The organism is Streptomyces qinglanensis, from assembly GCF_900111245.1.
Classification (GTDB): domain Bacteria; phylum Actinomycetota; class Actinomycetes; order Streptomycetales; family Streptomycetaceae; genus Streptomyces; species Streptomyces qinglanensis.
The window spans coordinates 952919-970488 of record NZ_FOGO01000001.1 but is presented as its reverse complement, the minus strand read 5'-3'; the positions used below and the strand labels follow the sequence as shown (position 1 = coordinate 970488).

Genomic DNA, 17570 nt, shown 5'->3' with positions numbered 1-17570 from the left:
GCGAGTTGGGGGCGGCCGACTTCGACGACGTCTTTGTCGTCCACGCCGACCTCGGCGAGCCGGTAGCGCTCGCGGGCGGCCTCTCCGGCGACCCACACCTGGTCGTATGCCTTGGCGTAGGGGTTGCAGGAGGAGAGCTTGTCGGACTCGCCGTGGTTGATGAAGGCGTGCTTGAGGGTGGGGATCCGCAGGACCTGGGAGGTCTTGCCGGAGTTGGCCGGGTGCAGCAGCACCTTGAGCGTGGAGTGCTCCAGGTGCATCAGATGGGAGACCTTGGGGATGCAGACGATCGGGACGTCGGTGGCGTCGATCTTCTGCACCATGAACCGCTCACGCAGCACGATCAGCGGCCGCCCCTCCAGCTCCGCCAGCGTCGAGAGCCACATGTTCGCCTGGTACGCCGACGTCGTCCCGCCCGAGAAGTACATCCCCGTGGTCGGCTTGTACCGTGCCAGCCACGCGTCCAGCCACGCCATCACCTCCTGCTCGCTCCTGGAGCGCTTCTTCGGCAGCAGCCAGGTGGCCAGGTAGAAGGCGCTGCCCAGGGAGAGCAGCAGGGTGCAGCCCACACCGACGAGTCCCCACTCCTCCACCGCCAGGCTCGCGCTGAGCGTCAGGCCCAGGGTGCCGGGGATGGAGAAGCGCAGCAGCCTGCGGCTGGGCTGGCGGGCCAGCAGCCGGGAGGGCGCGTGGGTGAGCTTGAGCGACGAGGTGTCGATGTTGCGCGTGACGACCGGCAGGGTGCGGGTGCGGCGCACGAGCTGGGCCACCGCCTGGCACAGGAAGTGCGCGGCGTAGGAGGCCAGCAGCAGCAGGGTGAGCGGACGCTCTATGTCCGGCGGTACCTCCGGGATCCGGACCAGGCCGATGACCACCAGCATGTCGCGGAGGAGCTGCCGCGTGGTGACATCGAAGCGGACCTTCCCCAGCAGCGCCAGCAGGCCCGGCTGCTGGTGTGTCAGGTACAGGTCGAGAGCGAGTCCCGCCAGCGAGGCGGCGACGAAGACGGGCACGTTCGGCAGCAGCGCTCCCGCGAGCTGCACGGTGTAGAACACCGCGAGCGCGAGCAGGGCCGCGAGCTGGACGGCGCGTCGTGTGGCGAGTCCGGCAGAGGGCACGGGCTGGGCTCCTGGCATGGAGAGAGAGGGTCTGCGAAGGGGGTGGCCGGTGGCGGTGGCCGAGGTCGACCCCTGACGGTATGACGCCCGTGGGTCAAGTGACAATCTTCGACGCCGCCGGATGGGCCCTTACCTGGTCAAACGTAACCATCCTCACGCGTCCGTTGCGTGAAACGGATGAGCGGCCCGGACCGGCGCTGACGTAGATTGCGACACGAGAGCACGGCGGGTCACGGTCCGCGGGCGCCCCCGTCGCCCGGTGGAGCCGCGCGTCCCGCCGGCGGCGGCACAGGCGCGAGGGGTACGTACGGGCGTGGCACGAGACAGCGGAACAGGACACGCGGCGGGCGCCGCCGAGGGCACACCGGGCACGGAGTCCCCGGGACCGGCCGGGCACGTCACGGAGAGTGGGCAGGCCGCGCGCAAGGCCGTGCGGGAGGCACGACGTGTGGTCGTCAAGGTCGGCTCCTCGTCGCTGACCACCGCGGCGGGGGGACTGGACGCCGACCGGGTGGACGCGCTCGTCGACGTGCTCGCCAAGCACATCGGCGCCCAGCACGCCGAGCCCGGACAGGCCCCGCGGGAGACGGTGCTGGTCTCCTCGGGTGCCATCGCGGCCGGACTGGCGCCGCTGGGGCTGGCCAAGCGCCCCCGGGACCTGGCCCGGCAGCAGGCCGCGGCGAGCGTCGGCCAGGGGCTGCTGGTGGCCCGCTACACGGCGTCCTTCGCGCGCTACGGCCGCCGCGTCGGCCAGGTGCTGCTGACCTCGGACGACACCAGTCGCCGGGCCCACTACCGGAACGCCTACCGCACCCTGGACCAGCTCCTGGCCATGGGCGCCGTCCCGATCGTCAACGAGAACGACACCGTGGCCACGGACGAGATCCGGTTCGGCGACAACGACCGGCTCGCCGCGCTCGTCGCCCACCTCGTCCGCGCCGACCTGCTGGTGCTGCTCTCGGACGTGGACGGCCTCTACGACGGCAACCCGACCACCCCCGGCACCCGCCGGGTCGCACAGGTGCGCGGCCCGGCCGATCTGGAAGGCATCGACATCGGCAGCGCGGGCAGCGCCGGGGTGGGCACCGGCGGCATGGCCACGAAGGTCGAGGCGGCCGGCATCGCGGCGGGCGCCGGAGTGCCCGTGGTGCTCACCTCCGCCGTGCACGCCGCCGACGCGCTGGCCGGGCGGGAGACCGGCACCTACTTCCATCCGACCGGGCGGCGCGCCGCCGGACGGCTGCTGTGGCTCGCGCACGCCTCCACCCCCACCGGGGCGCTCACCCTGGACGAGGGCGCCGTGCGGGCCGTCGTGGACCGCCGCACCTCGCTGCTGCCCGCCGGGATCGCCGGGGTGGAGGGCGACTTCTCGGCGGGCGATCCGGTCGAGCTGCGCGACGGGCAGGGACGGGCCGTCGCGCGCGGGCTGGTCAACTTCGACGCGAAGGAGCTGCCGCGGCTGCTGGGCCGCACCACCCATGAGCTGGCCCGCGAGCTGGGGCCGGCCTATGAGCGCGAGGTCGTGCACCGGGACGACCTCGTGCTGCTGCGCGGCTGACCGGGGCTGTCCGCCGGGCTCCGAATCGGGCGGCACATTCGGGCGGTGGGGAAAAAGTCCAGCCTTTCCACGGACACCTTCCGCAAAACGGTCCCGCGCGCGCCCTCGGACTGGTCAACTTTGACGCGGGCGGTGTGAGCGGCACGTGCACCCGCACGTGCACGCAGCGTACCGAAGGCAGTACGGAATGCAGTACGGAAAGAGATCAGCAGCACTCACGGAAGACACCAGGGCAGCACCAGCACCACTCCAGGAGGCCACCGGTGGGACGACTGGCCGGCGTCGGAACGGCGCCCTCCCCCCAGCCCGAGGAACGAGTCGGCTCCCGGCTCTGGCACGTCACGCTCAGCGTCGCCGGACGCGAGGCGCCGCTGGGCGACGTCCGGCGCGCGCTCGAACGGCTCGCGCACGACCACCCGTTCCTGCTCACCAGCCGCTACGCCGACGACCACGCCGAGATCCGCTACTGGGAGGAGGCCCAGGACCTGCACGACGCCGCCGCCGTGGCGCTGCGGCTGTGGGGCGAGCACCGGTCCTCGGCCGGGCTGCCGCCCTGGGAGATCGTGGGGCTCGAGGTGATCGGACGCGAGACCTACCGCCGGCGCGTCGCCGAGGGCTGCGGTCCGCCGCCCGTCAGCACGGTGGGGGTGCACCCGTTCTGACCCCTGCCCGGGTGCCCGGGGCGCGGTGCCGCGCGTACGGCCGTTGCCGAGACACCGGCGCAGCCCCGTACCGGCCCCGGCTACGATGCGCGCCATGAGCGCATCCGAGACCCCGGACACCCCCGTCCGCCAGGCGGCCCGCCGTGCGCGGGCAGCGGCGGCCGACCTCGCCCCGGCCCCCCGTACCACCCGTGACCGCGCGCTGCTGGCGATCGCCGACGCGCTCACGGCCCGTACCCCGGAGATCGTGGCCGCCAACGCCGACGACGTCGCCGAGGCGCGCGCCGCGGGCACGGCGGAGTCCGTCGTCGACCGGCTCACGCTCACCCCGGAGCGGATCGCGGCCATCGCCTCCGACGTGCGTGACGTCGTCGCGCTGCCCGACCCGGTGGGCCAGGTGCAGCGCGGCTCGACGCTGCCCAACGGACTGGAACTGCGCCAGGTGCGGGTGCCGCTGGGCGTGGTCGGGATCATCTACGAGGCCCGCCCCAACGTCACCGTGGACGCCGCGGCGCTCTGCCTCAAGTCCGGCAACGCCGTGCTGCTGCGAGGCTCCTCGTCCGCGCACGCCTCGAACTCGGCGCTGGTCGCGGTCGCCCGGGACGCGGTGGCCGAGGCCGGACTCCCCGCCGACGTGGTGCAGTTGGTGCCGGGCGAGAGCAGGGAGAGCGTCACCGAGCTGATGCGCGCCCGGGGGCTGGTGGACGTGCTGATCCCGCGCGGCGGCGCCTCGCTGATCAAGACCGTGGTGGAGCAGTCGACCGTGCCCGTCATCGAGACCGGCACCGGCAACTGCCATGTCTACGTCGACGAGCGCGCCGACCTCGACACCGCGCTCGCGATCCTCGTCAACTCCAAGGCCCAGCGCCCCAGTGTCTGCAACGCCGCCGAGACCGTTCTGGTGCACGCCGGGATCGCCGACACCTTCCTCCCGCGCGCCCTCGAAGCGCTCGCCGAGGCAGGCGTCACCGTGCACGGCGACACCGCCTGGCAGGCGGCGGCCGACGCCGCCGCGCAGACGGTGCTGCCTGCGACCGACGAGGACTGGGCGAGCGAGTACCTGTCGTACGACATCGCGGCGGCCGTGGTGCCCTCCCTGGACGCCGCCGTCGAGCACATCCGCGCCTGGTCCTCCGGGCACACCGAGGCGATCGTCACGGCCGACACCGCGGCCGCCCGCCGCTTCACCGCGCTGGTGGACTCCGCCGCGGTGATGGTGAACGCCTCCACGCGGTTCACCGACGGGGCCCAGTTCGGCTTCGGCGCCGAGATCGGGATCTCCACGCAGAAGCTGCACGCGCGGGGCCCCATGGGCCTGCCCGAGCTCACCTCGACCAAGTACGTGGTCACCGGGGACGGGCATGTCCGCGGCTGAACGGCACCGATTTTCCGCCCGGTTCCCGGCGGCCCTGCCCAAATTGACCGCATAGGTCTACGCTGGAAGGCGTGCCGGACGACGTGGGGGGCGGGCCGTTCCCGGACGGCGAGGAGCCCGAGTACCGCGACCGCGGGGCAGCGGACGACGAGTTCGCCTCCGTGGTGCTCGACGAGGACTTCGTACGCGCCGCTGAGGTGCACGAACCAAGCGCGGCCGAACGGATACTCGCCTCCGACCGGTCGCGCGCGGAGAGCGAGCCCTTCCGCGCCGCCGAGGAGGGCTTCGGCCGCCCGCGCGGCGAGGGCGAGATGCCGCACGGGGAGTTCGCGGAGGCGGACGACCCCTTCGACGGCGACTTCGAGGACGACCCGGACGACGAGGGCCGCTTCGACCGCTCCGACTACCGGGTGGAGTACGAGCGCTCCGAGGGCTGTCCACCAGAGCTGGAGCCGGGCCCCGAACACGGCTCCGACTTCGGATACCGGGCCCACCGCCGCCCGGAGCCGCACCAGGGGCCGCGCCCCTACCGCGGCCACCGCGACTGGCAGCGGCCGGTCGCCTGGGTGCTCGCCGTGGTGATGGGCATCGGGATGGTGGCGCTCGCCTTCTCCGCCGTCTACCGGGGCACCTCCGACCAGCGGCAGGATCCGACCCCGCCCCCCGCCACCACGGGCGTGGACCGGGACGGCCCGGGCGCGGCCTCCCCCGTCCCGGCCGTCGAACCGCCCGGCGGCTGACGGGGCCGCCCCGCCCCGCGCCCGCGGGGCCCGCTCGAAGACCCGGCCGACCCGGCTTCCGGGCGTCCCGGTGTCCCGGTGTCCCGGTGTCCCGGTGTCCCGGTGTCCCGGTGTCCCGGTGTCCCGGTGTCCCGGCGGAGCCCCGGAGCAGACCTTCCGGGGTCCCGCAAGTTGGCCGGAGCCACGCCGTTCACGTCCGCGCGGTCGGTCCTACCCTGGTGCTATGGCCGGGCGAGTGGATCCTCCGGACGGGACGCCCGACGGCGGTCCCGACGGCGACGACGAGTACCGATCCCTGGTGTTCGACGAGTCGTTCATCAAGGCTGCGCGACTCCAGGAGTTCTCCGCGCAGGAGCGCATGCAGGACGAGGAGCACGCCGCGGTCCGCGCCCGCTCGCACGCCGAGCGCCGGGGCCGGACCGGCCTGGGCTTCTCCCGGCAGGGACTGCTCCTGGTGGCGCTGATCGTGCTGGCCTTCGGCACCGCCATCTACATGGGCATACGGAACCCGTATCCCTCCTCGGTACGGACCGGTGCCGAGCCCCTGCGCAGCGATGTGCTGCCGCTGGCACCGACCGGCCGGGTCCCGGGCGGCACCCCGGGCGACCTGTTCGAGAACAGCCCCGCGGCGCGGTTCGCGACCGGGGCCGACGGAGTGGCGCTGCCACCCGTTCGGAGCAGCGACCACTTCTCGGAGAGCCAGGTGCTCTCGGCGCTGACCGTCGCCAAGGACTACGTCGTGGAGAGCTCCCTCGACCCGGAGGTGCTCACCGGCGGCGCGGTGCGGCCGGTGCGCCTGCTGCTCAACCCCCGCCAGCAGCGCCAGTTCGACCGCAGCGTGGAGCACCCGCGGGACGACGGACGGCGCAGCGCCACGGCGTGGATGGTGCGCCTCGACCGCGGCAAGGCGACGCTGGCCAGCTCGAAGGTGCGGGTCGACGGCACCCTCGCCGTCGAGGAGGTCGGCGACGGGCTGGAGGTCACCGCCGACCATGTCTTCGTCTACGCGGTACGGCCCGCCGACGGGGGCGAGGGGAAGAACGCGGGCAGCGGATCGGCCGGGAAGCCCGCGCGGAACGCCTCCCTCTTCTCCGTACGGCGGGAGGTGCGCTTCCGCTTCGAGCGGCAGGACCTGCGCGAGCATCAGGTCACCGTGCGCCAGGTCGCCATGCGGGCGGGGCCGATGAACTGCGGCGAGGACCCCTCCGACGCGCTGGCGCCGCTGCTGGCAGGCGAGCGGGCCGAGGACGCGGGCAAGGCAGGGACCGACCCGTATGCACGGGGCCGGTCCGCCGCCTCGGTGTGCGGGCTGCTGTCGGCTAGCGCTCGCCCGAGCCCGGATCATCCTTACCGGTCGAGCCGTTAGCCGACCCGCTGCCGCCGTCCTGGCCCTCGGAGCCGCCGCGGCCGGTGAAGGTGTCGCGCAACCGGCCGCCGACGTCGCCCACGCCGCCCGCCAGATCGCGGACGAAGCCCATCAGCGGGTCCTTGCTGTTGCGCACCGTCTCGGAGTAGTGGTTCGCCGACTCCCGGAACGACTCCCGCACCGAGGTGTCCTTGTCGTCGGCGCGCTTCGGGTAGTGGCCGTCCATGATCCGCTGGAAGTCGCGGCTGGCCTCCCACTTCTTCAGCTCGGCGGCGCGCACCGTGGTGAAGGGATGCGAGCGGGGCAGCACATTCATGATCTTCAGCACGGAGTCGCGCAGATCCCCGCCCGCCTCGTACTCCTCGGCCTGCGCCAGGAAGGCGTCGACGTTCATCTCGTGCAGGTGGTTGCCGCCGGCCAGTTTCATCAGGCCGCGCATCGACGCCTGCAGGTCCTGGCCCACCAGCAGCCCGGCCCGGTCTGCGGACAGCTCGGACTTGCGGAACCACTCGCGCAGCGCCGTCACCAGCGCCATGACCGCGACGTTCCCCAGCGGGATCCAGGCGACCTTGAAGGCGAGGTTGGACAGGAAGAGCAGTATCGTCCGGTAGACCGCGTGGCCGGAGAGCGCGTGCCCGACCTCGTGGCCGATCACGGCGCGCATCTCCTCCTCGTCCAGCAGCTCGACCAGCCCGGTGGAGAGCACGATGATCGGCTCGTCCATGCCGACGCACATCGCGTTGGGCTTCGGGTCCTGGGTCACGTACATCGGCGGGATCTTCTCCAGATCCAGGATGTAGCAGGCGTCCCGCAGCATGGCGTTGAGGTGGGCGAACTGCTGGTCGCTGACCCGCACCGAGTCGGAGAGGAACAGCAGCCGCATGCTGCGCTCGGGAAGCAGGCCGCTCAGCGCCTTGACCGCGGTGTCGAAGCCGCTCAGCTTGCGCAGCGCGACCAGCGCCGAGCGGTCGGTCGGGTGTTCGTACGCACGCGAGGAGATCCCCTCGAAGCGCCGCCGCTCACGGCTCGGCAGGCGCTCCGTGCCGCCTGTGCCGTCTGTCATGGTGTTTCCCCCTCGTCGACTGGGCTGTCCACACTAGAGCCTCTCGTCCGGATCCTGCTGGGCCCGTGGGCCCTGCACGCATCGGATCCGGCTCGCCGATCCGGCCTGTACCGGCCCGATCCGAACCGCTGGGCCCTGGAAGGTGGGACGCGGAGCGGGGCGCTCCCGTTGCGTCCGGATGAGTCGGGGTGAGCGCCAGGAGAGTCCGCGCTTACGATGTGGCTGCGCAGTTCCGCTCCCGCACCCGTGTGCGGCAGCGGGGCGACCGCACGCCAACTGTCCGCGCCTCACGGGATAGGTTCCGCCGACGATGACTCTGTCCAGCACCGCACACGACGCCCTGCTGTCCCTCGCCTCGGGGGGCGAGCACGGCGAGGGCGGTCAGCACGAGAGCCTGAGCCCCTATCTGACCGGCGGCGGCGCGCTCCTCGCGCTGATCCTGCTGCTGTGGATCACCACCCGCTTCAACCGGGACCGCTGAGCGTAGAGTCGCCCCGCATGGGAGAGGACATAGTGCCCGGAACCGGTAAGCGGCGACTCGGTGTGATGGGCGGGACCTTCGACCCCGTCCACCACGGCCATCTGGTGGCCGCGAGCGAGGTGGCGGCCCGCTTCCACCTCGACGAAGTGGTGTTCGTACCCGCCGGGCAGCCGTGGCAGAAGAGCCACAAGCAGGTGTCGCCCGCCGAGGACCGCTATCTGATGACGGTCATCGCCACGGCGTCGAACCCGCAGTTCTCGGTGAGCAGGATCGACATCGACCGCGGCGGCAAGACGTACACGATCGACACGCTGCGCGAGCTCGCCGAGGCCAATCCGGACACCGACCTGTTCTTCATCACCGGCGCCGACGCGCTCTCGCAGATCCTGAGCTGGCGCAACACCGAAGAGCTGTTCTCGCTGGCCCACTTCATCGGCGTCACCCGACCCGGCCACGCGCTGGCCGACCCCGGCCTGCCGCAGGGCGGCGTCTCGCTGGTGGAGGTCCCCGCGCTGGCCATCTCCTCCACCGGCTGCCGCGCCCGGGTGGAGCGCGGTGACCCGGTCTGGTACCTGGTCCCCGACGGGGTCGTGCGGTACATCAACAAGCGCGCGCTGTACCGGCGGGACGCGGAGGGGGACGCGCGAGCGTGAGCGACGGCTACGGATACGACCCCTACGGCCGGCAGCCCGGGATCATCGGCTACGACGAGTACGGCAGGCCCGTGTACCGCACGCAGGAAGCGCCGCACGAAGGCGCTCTCGCGGGGCAGGAACCGTATCCGGCGTACGACCCGCCGGCGTACGACCCCTATGCCCAGGCGCCCGGGCAGCAGCAGGCCGGGTACGACCCCTATGCGGGCTACCCGCAGCAGCAGGGCGGCCACCCGGGGGACCAGGCTCCCTACGCGCAGCAGGCCGCGCCGTACGCCGAAGCGCACTCCCAGCAGGCCGCGCCGTACCCGGAAGCGGACGCGCAGCAGGCCGCGCCGTACGCCGAAGCGCACTCCCAGCAGGCCGACCGGGTTCCCGCGCAGGGCGGCCGGACCCGGCAGGAGCAGTACCCGGACGGCGGGGGCGACGGCCGGGGCCAGGAGGAAGCGTCGTCCTCCGGCGGGGACGACGCCTACCGCACCGAGCAGTTCTCGTTCGTCGAGGAGACCAGCGACGACTCCGAGGACGTCATCGACTGGCTCAAGTTCACCGAGAGCCGCACCGAGCGCCGCGAGGAGGCCAAGCGCCGGGGCCGGAACCGGACCGTGGCACTCGTCGTCGTGCTCGCCCTGCTGCTGGTGGGCGGCACAGGCTGGGCCTGGTACACGGGCCTGCTGCCGGGCACCGGGGACGACGGGGGCGAGGGCGGCGCCGCGGCGGGCGAGCGGCGGGACGTGATCGTGCTGCACCTGCGGGAGCAGGGCGGGGCCAGCTCGACCGCCCTGCTCGTGGACAACGCGGGCGCGGGCGAGGGCTCCACCCTCCTGCTGCCGAACACGCTCGCCGTCGCCGCGGAGAACGGCAGCACGACCACTCTCGGCAAGTCCGTGCAGGACCGCGGCGCCGGACCCACCCGCGACGCGCTGAACACCCTGCTCGGCTCGGACATCAAGGGCACCTGGCGGCTGGACACCCCGTTCCTGGAGAACTTCGTCGAGCTGGTCGGCGGTATCACCCTGGACACCGACACCGCCGTGCCCGGCGCGAAGCGGGGCGCGGAACCGCAGGTCGAGAAGGGCAGCGACCAGGACCTGGACGGCCGCGCCGCGGTCGCCTACGCCACCTACCGTGCCCGGAGCGAACCCCAGACCGCGCAGCTCGCCCGGTTCGGGCAGGTGGTCCAGGCACTGCTGAAGAAGGTCTCCGGCGACGCCTCGGCGGCCACCGAGACCGTCGAGTCCCTCGGCCAGATTCCCGATCCCTCGCTGTCCGAGTCCCAGCTCGGCTCCGCACTGGCCGCGCTGGCGGACCGCGCCAAGCAGGGCGACTACCGCACCCGGACGCTTCCGGTGCGCGCCGACGGGACGCTCGGCAGACAGGCCGGCGACCGGATCGTGAAGAAGGTGCTCGGCGGCAGTGTCAAGAACTCCGATCCGGACGCCGTGCCCCGGGTCAGCCTGAAGAACGCCAGCGGCAGGCGCGGCCTGGACAGCACTGCTTCCGCGGCGCTGGTCAACGGCGGCTACACCGTGGTCGAGGGCGGTACGGGCGCCACCCGCGCCACGTCGCTGGTGACCTACGCCGAGTCCGCGCAGAAGGCCGAGGCCGAGGGGATCGCCAAGACGCTGGACCTGCCCGGCAGCGCGGTGCGCAAGGCCGAGGGGGCTGCGAACGCCGACGTCACGGTGGTGCTGGGTGCCGACTACCGCGGGTGACGGCGGCCGCGCGCGGCGTCCTCGGCCGTGGACGCCGGTCGCACGGGCGGTCCCCGCCCGGGGCGACTGGGCCGAAATCCGGTCGCGCGGCCGTGAGACCCTGGAACACGAGATGTTTCCGACCCGAAAGCCTCACCTGTGACCGCCACGGACCGTTCCCTAGAGCTGATCAGCACCGCCGCCCAGGCGGCGGCCGACAAGCTCGCACACGACATCGTCGCCTACGACGTCAGCGACGTGCTCGCCATCACCGACGCCTTCCTGCTCGCCTCGGCGCCCAACGACCGGCAGGTCAAGGGCATCGTCGACGAGATCGAGGAGCGGCTGAACAAGGAGCTGGGCGCCAAGCCCGCCCGCCGCGAGGGCGAGCGGGACGGCCGCTGGGTGCTCCTCGACTACGTCGACATCGTCGTCCATGTCCAGCACAGCGAGGAGCGGGTCTTCTACGCTCTGGAGCGGCTGTGGAAGGACTGTCCGGAGCTGGAGCTGCCCGAGGACGCCGTGGCGACCCGCGGCAAGGGCGCCGAGCACGCCGAGGCGACGGGAGCCGGCGCCGGGACCGCGGACGAACTGGACGGAGAGCTGCGCTGAACGGCACGGGGGCGGTGCGGGACCGCAGGATCGTCCTGTGGCGGCACGGCCAGACGGCCTGGAACCTCGAACGCCGGTTCCAGGGGACGACGGACATCCCGCTCACCGAATCCGGACTCGATCAGGCCCGCCGGGCGGCACGGCTGCTCGCAGCGCTGCGCCCGGACGCCATCCTCTCCTCGGACCTGCAGCGCACCACGGCCACCGCGGCGGAGCTGGCCGCGCTCACCGGGCTCGACGTCACCTACGACGAGGGCCTGCGCGAGACCTATGCGGGCGCGTGGCAGGGGCTCACGCACGAGGAGATCGTCGCCCGCTACGCGGAGCAGTACGCCGCCTGGAAGCAGGGCGAGCCGGTGCGCCGGGGCGGCGGTGAGCTGGAGACCGAGGTCGCCGAGCGGGCGGCGCCCGTGGTGGAGCGCGGTGTCGACAAGCTCCCGGACAGCGGCACGCTCGTCGTCGTCAGCCACGGCGGCACGATCCGCACCACCATCGGCCGCCTCATCGGGCTGCCGCCGCACACCTGGGAGGCGCTGGGCGGGTTGTCCAACTGCAGTTGGTCCGTCCTGGGCGAGACGGTGCGCGGCTGGCGGCTGATGGAGCACAACGCGGGCAGCCTGCCGGAGCCGGTGCTCGGCGACGACGACTGACATCGCCGAGGACGGGAACGCCGGGTCCGCCGGGGCGGCAGTGCGGCCGGAGGGCAGCGATGTGCCACCGGATTTCTCATTCGGCCCGGCCACCCGCTAAGCTTCAGATCGTTCGCGGCGCTCCGGTGCCGGAGCCCCGGGGCTATAGCTCAGTTGGTAGAGCGCTTGCATGGCATGCAAGAGGTCAGGAGTTCGATTCTCCTTAGCTCCACAGTCCAGGATCCCGCCCTCCGGTACGGAGGGCGGGATCTTTGCCGTGCGGCTCCGGTTCATGCGCCGGGGTGCACGCGCCGGGCGCGACCCTCGCGGACGCCGGATCACCGCCCCTTCGCACTCCCGGCGTCATCGCACCTGCTGCTGCCCGTGCGCAGCATCCGCTCCCGGATCCGGGACAGCGGCTCGGCGTGCTCCTGGCAGCCGATCATCGGATCGTCCGTCGTCCGCAGCAGCCCCAGGAGCCGCTCCGTCTCGTCGTCGTGCGGCACATAGGCCACGATCCGGGCCTCGGACGCGCCGCTGATCTGGAGCGACGTCGAGCTGAGCCGCAACCGGCCGACCGAGGCGTGCTGCACCATCTTCACCCGCGCACCCGGCGGCGCCACATCGCCGCTGCGCCACAGCTTCGAGAATTCCTCGCTCGCCTCGCACATCCGCGCCAGGAACTCCTCCCAGGCGGCCTCACCGACGTGCCGCCCGTAGCTGCCGCGCAGCGTCGCCACCATCAGCGACAGCTCCGCCTCGCGGTTGAGCAGTGCGCAGCAGCACGGCGGCATGGCCACGAACTGCTGCCACAGCACATTGCGTTCGGGCTGTCCCACCAGATCCACCATCGGGAACAGCTGCCGGTACCCGGCATTGGCGGCGAGCACGTCGTAGCGGCCGTTGTAGACCACCGCGGGCATCGGGTCCATCGCGTCCAGGACGCGGTGGACCTCCGGGTCGACGGCCTCGGCGAGCTGCTCCGGAGACGGCGGACGCGGCACCTCCGCCAGGTGGTACAGATGGTCCCGCTCGGCCTCGTCGAGCCGCAGCGTGCGGGCCACCGCGTCCAGGACCTGCGCACTGGCGTTGATCGGACGGCCCTGCTCCAGCCACGTGTACCAGGTCACCCCCACTCCGGAGAGCTGGGCCACCTCCTCGCGGCGCAGCCCCGGGGTGCGGCGGCGGAGCCCCGCGGGCATCCCGACGTCCGCGGGGGAGACCCGGGCGCGGCGGCTGCGCAGGAAAGCGGCCAGTTCGGATCTGCGGCGCTGGGCGGTCGGCCGGGCCGTTCCGGTGGCACCGCCGGCCGCTCGCGGCGTTCGTGTCTCGGCGATGACTGTCACATCCTCCATCGTGGCGGCAGACCGCACCGGCTGCCAGGTGCTGTCAGTACCAGCATCGGCGGGCTCTCGTGAGCCCCGTGGCCGTCCGGCCAGGCTTCCCGCATGACATCCACCTCGTCCTCCTCGCCCGTCCCGGCGCCGGCCGAGCGGCCCTCCGTGCCGGTCGCGGAACCCGCACGGACGGCGGCACCCGCACCGGTGACGGAACCCGCACCGCGGAGCCGCGGAGCCGCTGCCCGCAGCCTCAGTAAAGCTCACGCCACCGACAGCGGCTCCGTTCCCGGCGGCGGCCCCGTTCCCGGCAGCGCCTCGGGCCCCGGCAGCGGCCCCGCCCCGGTGCGCCGCGGCCCGCGCCCCGGCTGGCTCCTCGCGATCGTGCTCACCGGCCAGTTCATGGCCCTGCTGGACACCTTCATCGTCAACGTCGCGGCCCCCGACCTGCGCGCGGACCTGCACGCCTCGGGCGCCGGACTGCAACTGGTGATCGCCGGCTACACCCTCGCCTACGCGGTGCTGCTGATCACCGGAGCCCGGCTGGGCGCCCTGCTGGGCCACGCCAGGATGTTCCTGTGCGGCCTCGCCCTCTTCACCGGCGCCTCGCTCGCCTGCGGCCTGGCGACCGGAACCGGCTGGCTCATCGCCTTCCGGCTGGCACAGGGTGCGGGCGGGGCCGTGATGCTGCCGCAGGTGCTCAGCCTGATCCAGCGGACCTTCACCGGAGCCGCCCGCAGCCGCGCGCTGGGCGGCTACGCCGCCGTGCTCGGTGTCGGTGCCGCAGCGGGCCAGTTGCTGGGCGGGGTGCTGGTCAGCGCCGACCTGTTCGGCTGGGGCTGGCGCCCGGTCTTCCTGATCAACGTCCCGGTGGGTGCCGCGCTGCTCGTCGCGGGTCCCCGGCTGCTGCGGGTGCGCACCGAGGCCAGGGGCGGCTCCGAGGAGCGGCGGGCGCTGGACCTGCCGGGGCTGGTCCTGCTCGGTGCGCTGCTGCTGCTGTTCACCGTTCCGGTGGTGCTCGGGAGAGAGCAGGGCTGGCCGCTGTGGGGATGGGTGTCCCTCGCGCTGTGTGCCGCGCTCGTGCCGGTCTTCGGGCGCTACGAGCTGCTGCTGTCCCGCCGCGGCGGGCGGCCGCTGGTCTCCCCGCTGGTGCTGCGGGCTCCCGGTGTGCCGCTGGCCGTGGTGCGCATCTTCTGCATGATGGCGGTCAACGCCGGTTTCGTCCTGGTCGTGATGCTGCATCTGCAGACCGGTCTGGGGAAGAGCGCGCTGTTCGCCGGGGTCTCGATGGTGCCGACCGCCGGGCTGTTCGCACTGGTCGGGATGGTCTGGCGGCGTCTGCCGCAGTCGTGGCACCCCCGGCTGTCGGCCACCGGGTTCCTGGCCGCCGCGGCCTCGTTCGGGTGGCTCGGGACGCTCCTGTCCGGCGGCGGGGACGGCGGCCCGTGGCTCTACGTCTGCCTGAGCGTCAGCGGAATGGGCCTGTCCCTGGCCTACAACCCGGTGCTCTCCGGCGCCCTGGCGCGGGTGCGGCAGAGCGAAGCGGCCGACGCGAGCGGACTGTTGGTGACCACCGCGCAGCTCGGACTGCTGAGCGGGGTGGCACTGTTCGGCGCCGTCTTCCTGGAGCAGGCCGAGAGCGCCCCGGTCACCCCTGCGCACTCGGCGCACGCGCTGGCGCTCACCTGCGCGGCCCTGGCCGCCGTGTCGCTCGCCGCGGCGGCAGCAGGAGCGTTGAGCGGAGCGGTGCGCAGGGTAGGAGGATGGACGGGGGAAGGTTGACCGGCTCTTAGCCCGGACGCCGGAACGTGGCAGAATCGGGGCGGCTGGAAGGGGGAGCCCAGGGGGAAGGGGAGGGGCGAGTGCGATGTCGGCGACGGTCCTCGGTGAGGACGGCACCGGACCCGCGCCCGTACGTCCCCCGCCCCGCGTGGAGCACCGGCCGGGTGTTCCGGGCAATCTGCAGTGTCCGGCCTGCGGTTCGGCGAACGTCGCCCAAGTGCTCGGCGACAACGGAGGAGTTTCCTACGTGTGCACGGCATGCGGCCACATCTGGAGCTGACTGAGCGATGGGCGCCCACAGCAGGAAGTGCGACTGGTGCGGCAGCGGCACCCCGATCGTCCGTGACATGGAACCGGTCAACAGCGCCTACCAGTACTGGTGCGAGGACTGCGCGCGGGCGCTGATCATAAAGGGCGACCCGATCGAGACGTACCGGGAGTTGGACGGCGAGCCGATCTACGGCCGTCTGCTGGAGGCGCACTGCACGCTGAAGCGCTTCTACTCCTTCGCCACGGCCTGAGCCCGGGCCGCGGCGCCGGTGTCCCCTGCCGCGCCCGCCGTCCCTGCCGCCCCCGCCGCGCCGGCCCTCCCCGCCGCGTCCGCCGTCCCCGCCCCGCCGCCGGGCCGGTGCCCGGGTCCCCGTCCGCGCAGCGTCCGCAGCGCCACCACCGCCGTGACGACGAGGAACACCGCGCCCGCGAGCGGATAGCAGGCCGACAGCAGTATCTCGGCGCCGCTCTGGCGGAGTTCGGGAGCGTGTGGCGCGTCCGGGTCCCGGGGGACCCACCACGGCACGTAGGAGCAGAACACCAGGACCGCCAGCAGTGCTCCGGCCGACCAGCGGAGACTGCGGCGCCGCTGCGCCTCCACAGCCAGCAGGAGCGTCAGCGGCAGACACCACACCCAGTGGTGCGACCAGGAGATCGGACTGATCAGCAGCATGGTGACGGCACAGGCCGCGGCGGACCAGGCGGACGCGTTCGGCAGGCCGCACCGCCCCGCGAGGGCCGCCGCCACGGCCGCTCCGAGGCCGAGCGCGGCCGCCAGGAGGGCCAGGACCAGCCACAGCCCGCCCGGGTCCCCGGTGTGCAGCAGACGCGCTGCCACCCCGTTCAGCGACTGGTTGTCGGTGAGCTCCGCACGCCCCACCCGGTCGGATCGCAGGACGGCTCCGCCCCAGAAGCGCAGGGAGTCGTGGGGGAGGAGCAGCGCGGACAGCAGTGCGGTTCCCAGGAAGGCCGCTGCCGCGACGGCGGCCTGCCGCAGCCACGGGTTCCACGGCCCTTCCCGGCGGTCCGGAACTCCGAGCCCGTCCCGGCGGTCCGGGTGCCGATGCCGCAGTCCGCTCCGGGCCAGCCCGTGCAGAGCGAGGAAGACGGCGAACAGCGCGGGTGTGAGCTTGATGCCTGCCGCGACGCCGATGCCCGCTCCCGCCCAGCGCTGTCCGGGACGCCGGGTCAGATCCCACAGCACCAGGGTGGCCACCAGCAGGTTGATCTGCCCGTAGCGCAGTGTGGTCCACACCGGTTCGCACCACACCGCCACCGCGGCGACTCCCAGGGCCGCGGCCGACCGCGGGACGTGCAGCGGGCGGCCGAGCAGGCGCAGCGACAGGTGCGCCAGGGCCACCAGCAGTCCGAGGCCGGCGACGGTCGCCGCCGCGCGCAGGGCGGGCAGGTCCGGCACCGTCAGGGGGAGGAACAACAGCGCCGCGAAGGGCGGGTAGGTGGCGGGCAGGTCCGCGTAGGTGGCGCGCATCGCGTACAGGTCGTGGCCGTCGCGCACGGCACGGCCCTCGGCCCGGTAGACCAGCAGGTCGATCATCGAGGCGTCCATGGCGCGCTGCGCGGACCAGAAGGCGGCGAAGGAGAGCAGTGACGCCGCGAGCGCCAGGGAGACCAGGGACACCGGCCGCCGCAGCAGGCACTCCTTGAGGCCGCGGTACCCCCGGAGCGCCGGCGGTGCCGTGCTCCCGGCGGCCCGGCGCGAGGTGCTCACGGGCCGACAGTACCGACCGCCGCCACCGGAGCCGGGTACGGCGGAGCCGCCACCGGGCCCCGGTGTCGCGGGAAGCGATTTGGCAGAAGGCGGTGTACCCCGTGTAAGCTGGCGAAGCCGCCGAGGGGAAGCCCCGGCGGACCAGAAATCTGGGGCTATAGCTCAGTTGGTAGAGCGCTTGCATGGCATGCAAGAGGTCAGGAGTTCGATTCTCCTTAGCTCCACAGAAGCAACAGGTGGGGTGCACCCGCGGAGTCCGCGGGTGCACCCCACCTCTTTCGTATGCCGTCTCGTGCGAGGCATGCCGCATGCCGCATCCTGCATGCCGCGTTTTCCGTACGAGATGCCGCGTTCTTCCCTGCGAGGGTGTTCTCCTGCCGCCGGGTGCCGCTCCCTCCGCTGGTCGGGGCGCGCGTCCCGGGCTCCGCGCGGACGGGCGGGTCGACGGTCTCCGGCCGGGGTCCTGCCGCGTGCGGTACCCTGAGCGCTATGCGTGCCGTA

General features: G+C 73.0%; 16 protein-coding genes, 2 tRNA genes and 1 pseudogene. 15 read left to right on the top strand and 4 right to left on the bottom strand.

The genetic code is table 11. From position 1 onward, the window contains the following. Nucleotides 1-1118, bottom strand: a pseudogene (locus BMX65_RS04275) (hypothetical protein); the annotation flags it as partial. Nucleotides 1119-1548: 430 nt separating this feature from the next. Between BMX65_RS04275 and proB the strand changes: the two are divergent. From proB to BMX65_RS04250, 5 genes are all read left to right on the top strand, one after another. Continuing rightward, the gene (proB, locus tag BMX65_RS04270; RefSeq protein WP_074998819.1) at nt 1549-2676 is read left to right on the top strand and encodes a glutamate 5-kinase; all 1128 of its coding nucleotides are present in this window, start codon (nt 1549-1551) and stop codon (nt 2674-2676) included. A gap of 263 nt (nt 2677-2939) precedes the next feature. Further along, on the top strand, nt 2940-3338 hold the full coding sequence (locus BMX65_RS04265; protein ID WP_074998692.1) for a hypothetical protein: 399 nt from the start codon (nt 2940-2942) through the stop codon (nt 3336-3338). Between the two features lie 85 nt (nt 3339-3423). Continuing rightward, entirely contained in the window at nt 3424-4713 is a 1290-nt protein-coding gene (locus BMX65_RS04260) for a glutamate-5-semialdehyde dehydrogenase (protein ID WP_420856790.1), read from the top strand. 71 nt (nt 4714-4784) lie between these two features. Further along, complete coding sequence (locus tag BMX65_RS04255; protein WP_074998690.1) at nt 4785-5453, top strand: SCO2584 family spore wall biosynthesis protein; 669 nt, start codon at nt 4785-4787, stop codon at nt 5451-5453. Between the two features lie 223 nt (nt 5454-5676). Continuing rightward, complete coding sequence (locus BMX65_RS04250) at nt 5677-6819, top strand: SCO2583 family membrane protein (RefSeq protein ID WP_074998689.1); 1143 nt, start codon at nt 5677-5679, stop codon at nt 6817-6819. Here the strand turns inward: BMX65_RS04250 and BMX65_RS04245 are convergent. Beyond that, nucleotides 6773-7882, bottom strand: a complete 1110-nt coding sequence (locus BMX65_RS04245) for a M48 family metallopeptidase (protein WP_074998688.1) — start codon at nt 7880-7882, stop codon at nt 6773-6775. The two genes, BMX65_RS04250 and BMX65_RS04245, sit on opposite strands and share 47 nt — an antisense overlap. A 310-nt stretch (nt 7883-8192) precedes the next feature. On the opposite strand from BMX65_RS04245, the gene BMX65_RS32695 reads away from it, so the two are divergent. The 6 genes from BMX65_RS32695 (at nt 8193) to BMX65_RS04220 (ending at nt 12183) form a co-directional block, all read left to right on the top strand. Then, nucleotides 8193-8363 (top strand): hypothetical protein, encoded by a 171-nt coding sequence (locus BMX65_RS32695; RefSeq protein ID WP_175488449.1) that lies wholly within the window; start codon nt 8193-8195, stop codon nt 8361-8363. A gap of 17 nt (nt 8364-8380) precedes the next feature. Further along, nucleotides 8381-9016, top strand: coding sequence for a nicotinate-nucleotide adenylyltransferase (nadD, locus tag BMX65_RS04240; protein WP_026004905.1), 636 nt, complete (start codon nt 8381-8383; stop codon nt 9014-9016). Continuing rightward, a complete protein-coding gene (locus tag BMX65_RS04235; RefSeq protein ID WP_074998687.1) occupies nt 9013-10731 on the top strand; it encodes an LCP family protein in 1719 nt (572 codons plus the stop codon). Before nadD ends, BMX65_RS04235 begins: the two co-directional genes overlap by 4 nt. Before the next feature lie 138 nt (nt 10732-10869). Then, a complete protein-coding gene (gene rsfS, locus BMX65_RS04230; protein WP_074998686.1) occupies nt 10870-11322 on the top strand; it encodes a ribosome silencing factor in 453 nt (150 codons plus the stop codon). 14 nt (nt 11323-11336) lie between these two features. Continuing rightward, on the top strand, nt 11337-11972 hold the full coding sequence (locus tag BMX65_RS04225; RefSeq protein ID WP_177214181.1) for a histidine phosphatase family protein: 636 nt from the start codon (nt 11337-11339) through the stop codon (nt 11970-11972). Between the two features lie 138 nt (nt 11973-12110). Next, nucleotides 12111-12183 (top strand) — tRNA-Ala (locus BMX65_RS04220). Nucleotides 12184-12289: 106 nt separating this feature from the next. Here the strand turns inward: BMX65_RS04220 and BMX65_RS04215 are convergent. Beyond that, a complete protein-coding gene (locus BMX65_RS04215) occupies nt 12290-13306 on the bottom strand; it encodes a helix-turn-helix transcriptional regulator (RefSeq protein ID WP_177214180.1) in 1017 nt (338 codons plus the stop codon). 93 nt (nt 13307-13399) lie between these two features. Here BMX65_RS04215 and BMX65_RS04210 point away from each other — a divergent pair, with 93 nt between their 5' ends. The 3 genes from BMX65_RS04210 to BMX65_RS04200 all read left to right on the top strand — a co-directional run bounded on the left by BMX65_RS04210 (nt 13400) and on the right by BMX65_RS04200 (nt 15591). Continuing rightward, nucleotides 13400-15070 (top strand): MFS transporter, encoded by a 1671-nt coding sequence (locus tag BMX65_RS04210; RefSeq protein ID WP_239501818.1) that lies wholly within the window; start codon nt 13400-13402, stop codon nt 15068-15070. Between the two features lie 85 nt (nt 15071-15155). Further along, on the top strand, nt 15156-15350 hold the full coding sequence (locus BMX65_RS34235) for a hypothetical protein (protein ID WP_074998685.1): 195 nt from the start codon (nt 15156-15158) through the stop codon (nt 15348-15350). A 7-nt stretch (nt 15351-15357) separates the two neighbouring features. Next, complete coding sequence (locus BMX65_RS04200) at nt 15358-15591, top strand: hypothetical protein (RefSeq protein WP_019358162.1); 234 nt, start codon at nt 15358-15360, stop codon at nt 15589-15591. On the opposite strand, the gene BMX65_RS04195 is transcribed toward BMX65_RS04200, so the two are convergent. Beyond that, nucleotides 15570-17069, bottom strand: coding sequence for a glycosyltransferase 87 family protein (locus tag BMX65_RS04195; RefSeq protein ID WP_079171674.1), 1500 nt, complete (start codon nt 17067-17069; stop codon nt 15570-15572). The genes BMX65_RS04200 and BMX65_RS04195 overlap by 22 nt on opposite strands. 151 nt (nt 17070-17220) lie before the next feature. Between BMX65_RS04195 and BMX65_RS04190 the strand changes: the two genes are divergently transcribed. Beyond that, a tRNA-Ala gene (locus tag BMX65_RS04190) sits at nt 17221-17293 on the top strand. Nucleotides 17294-17570: the final 277 nt, after the last annotated feature.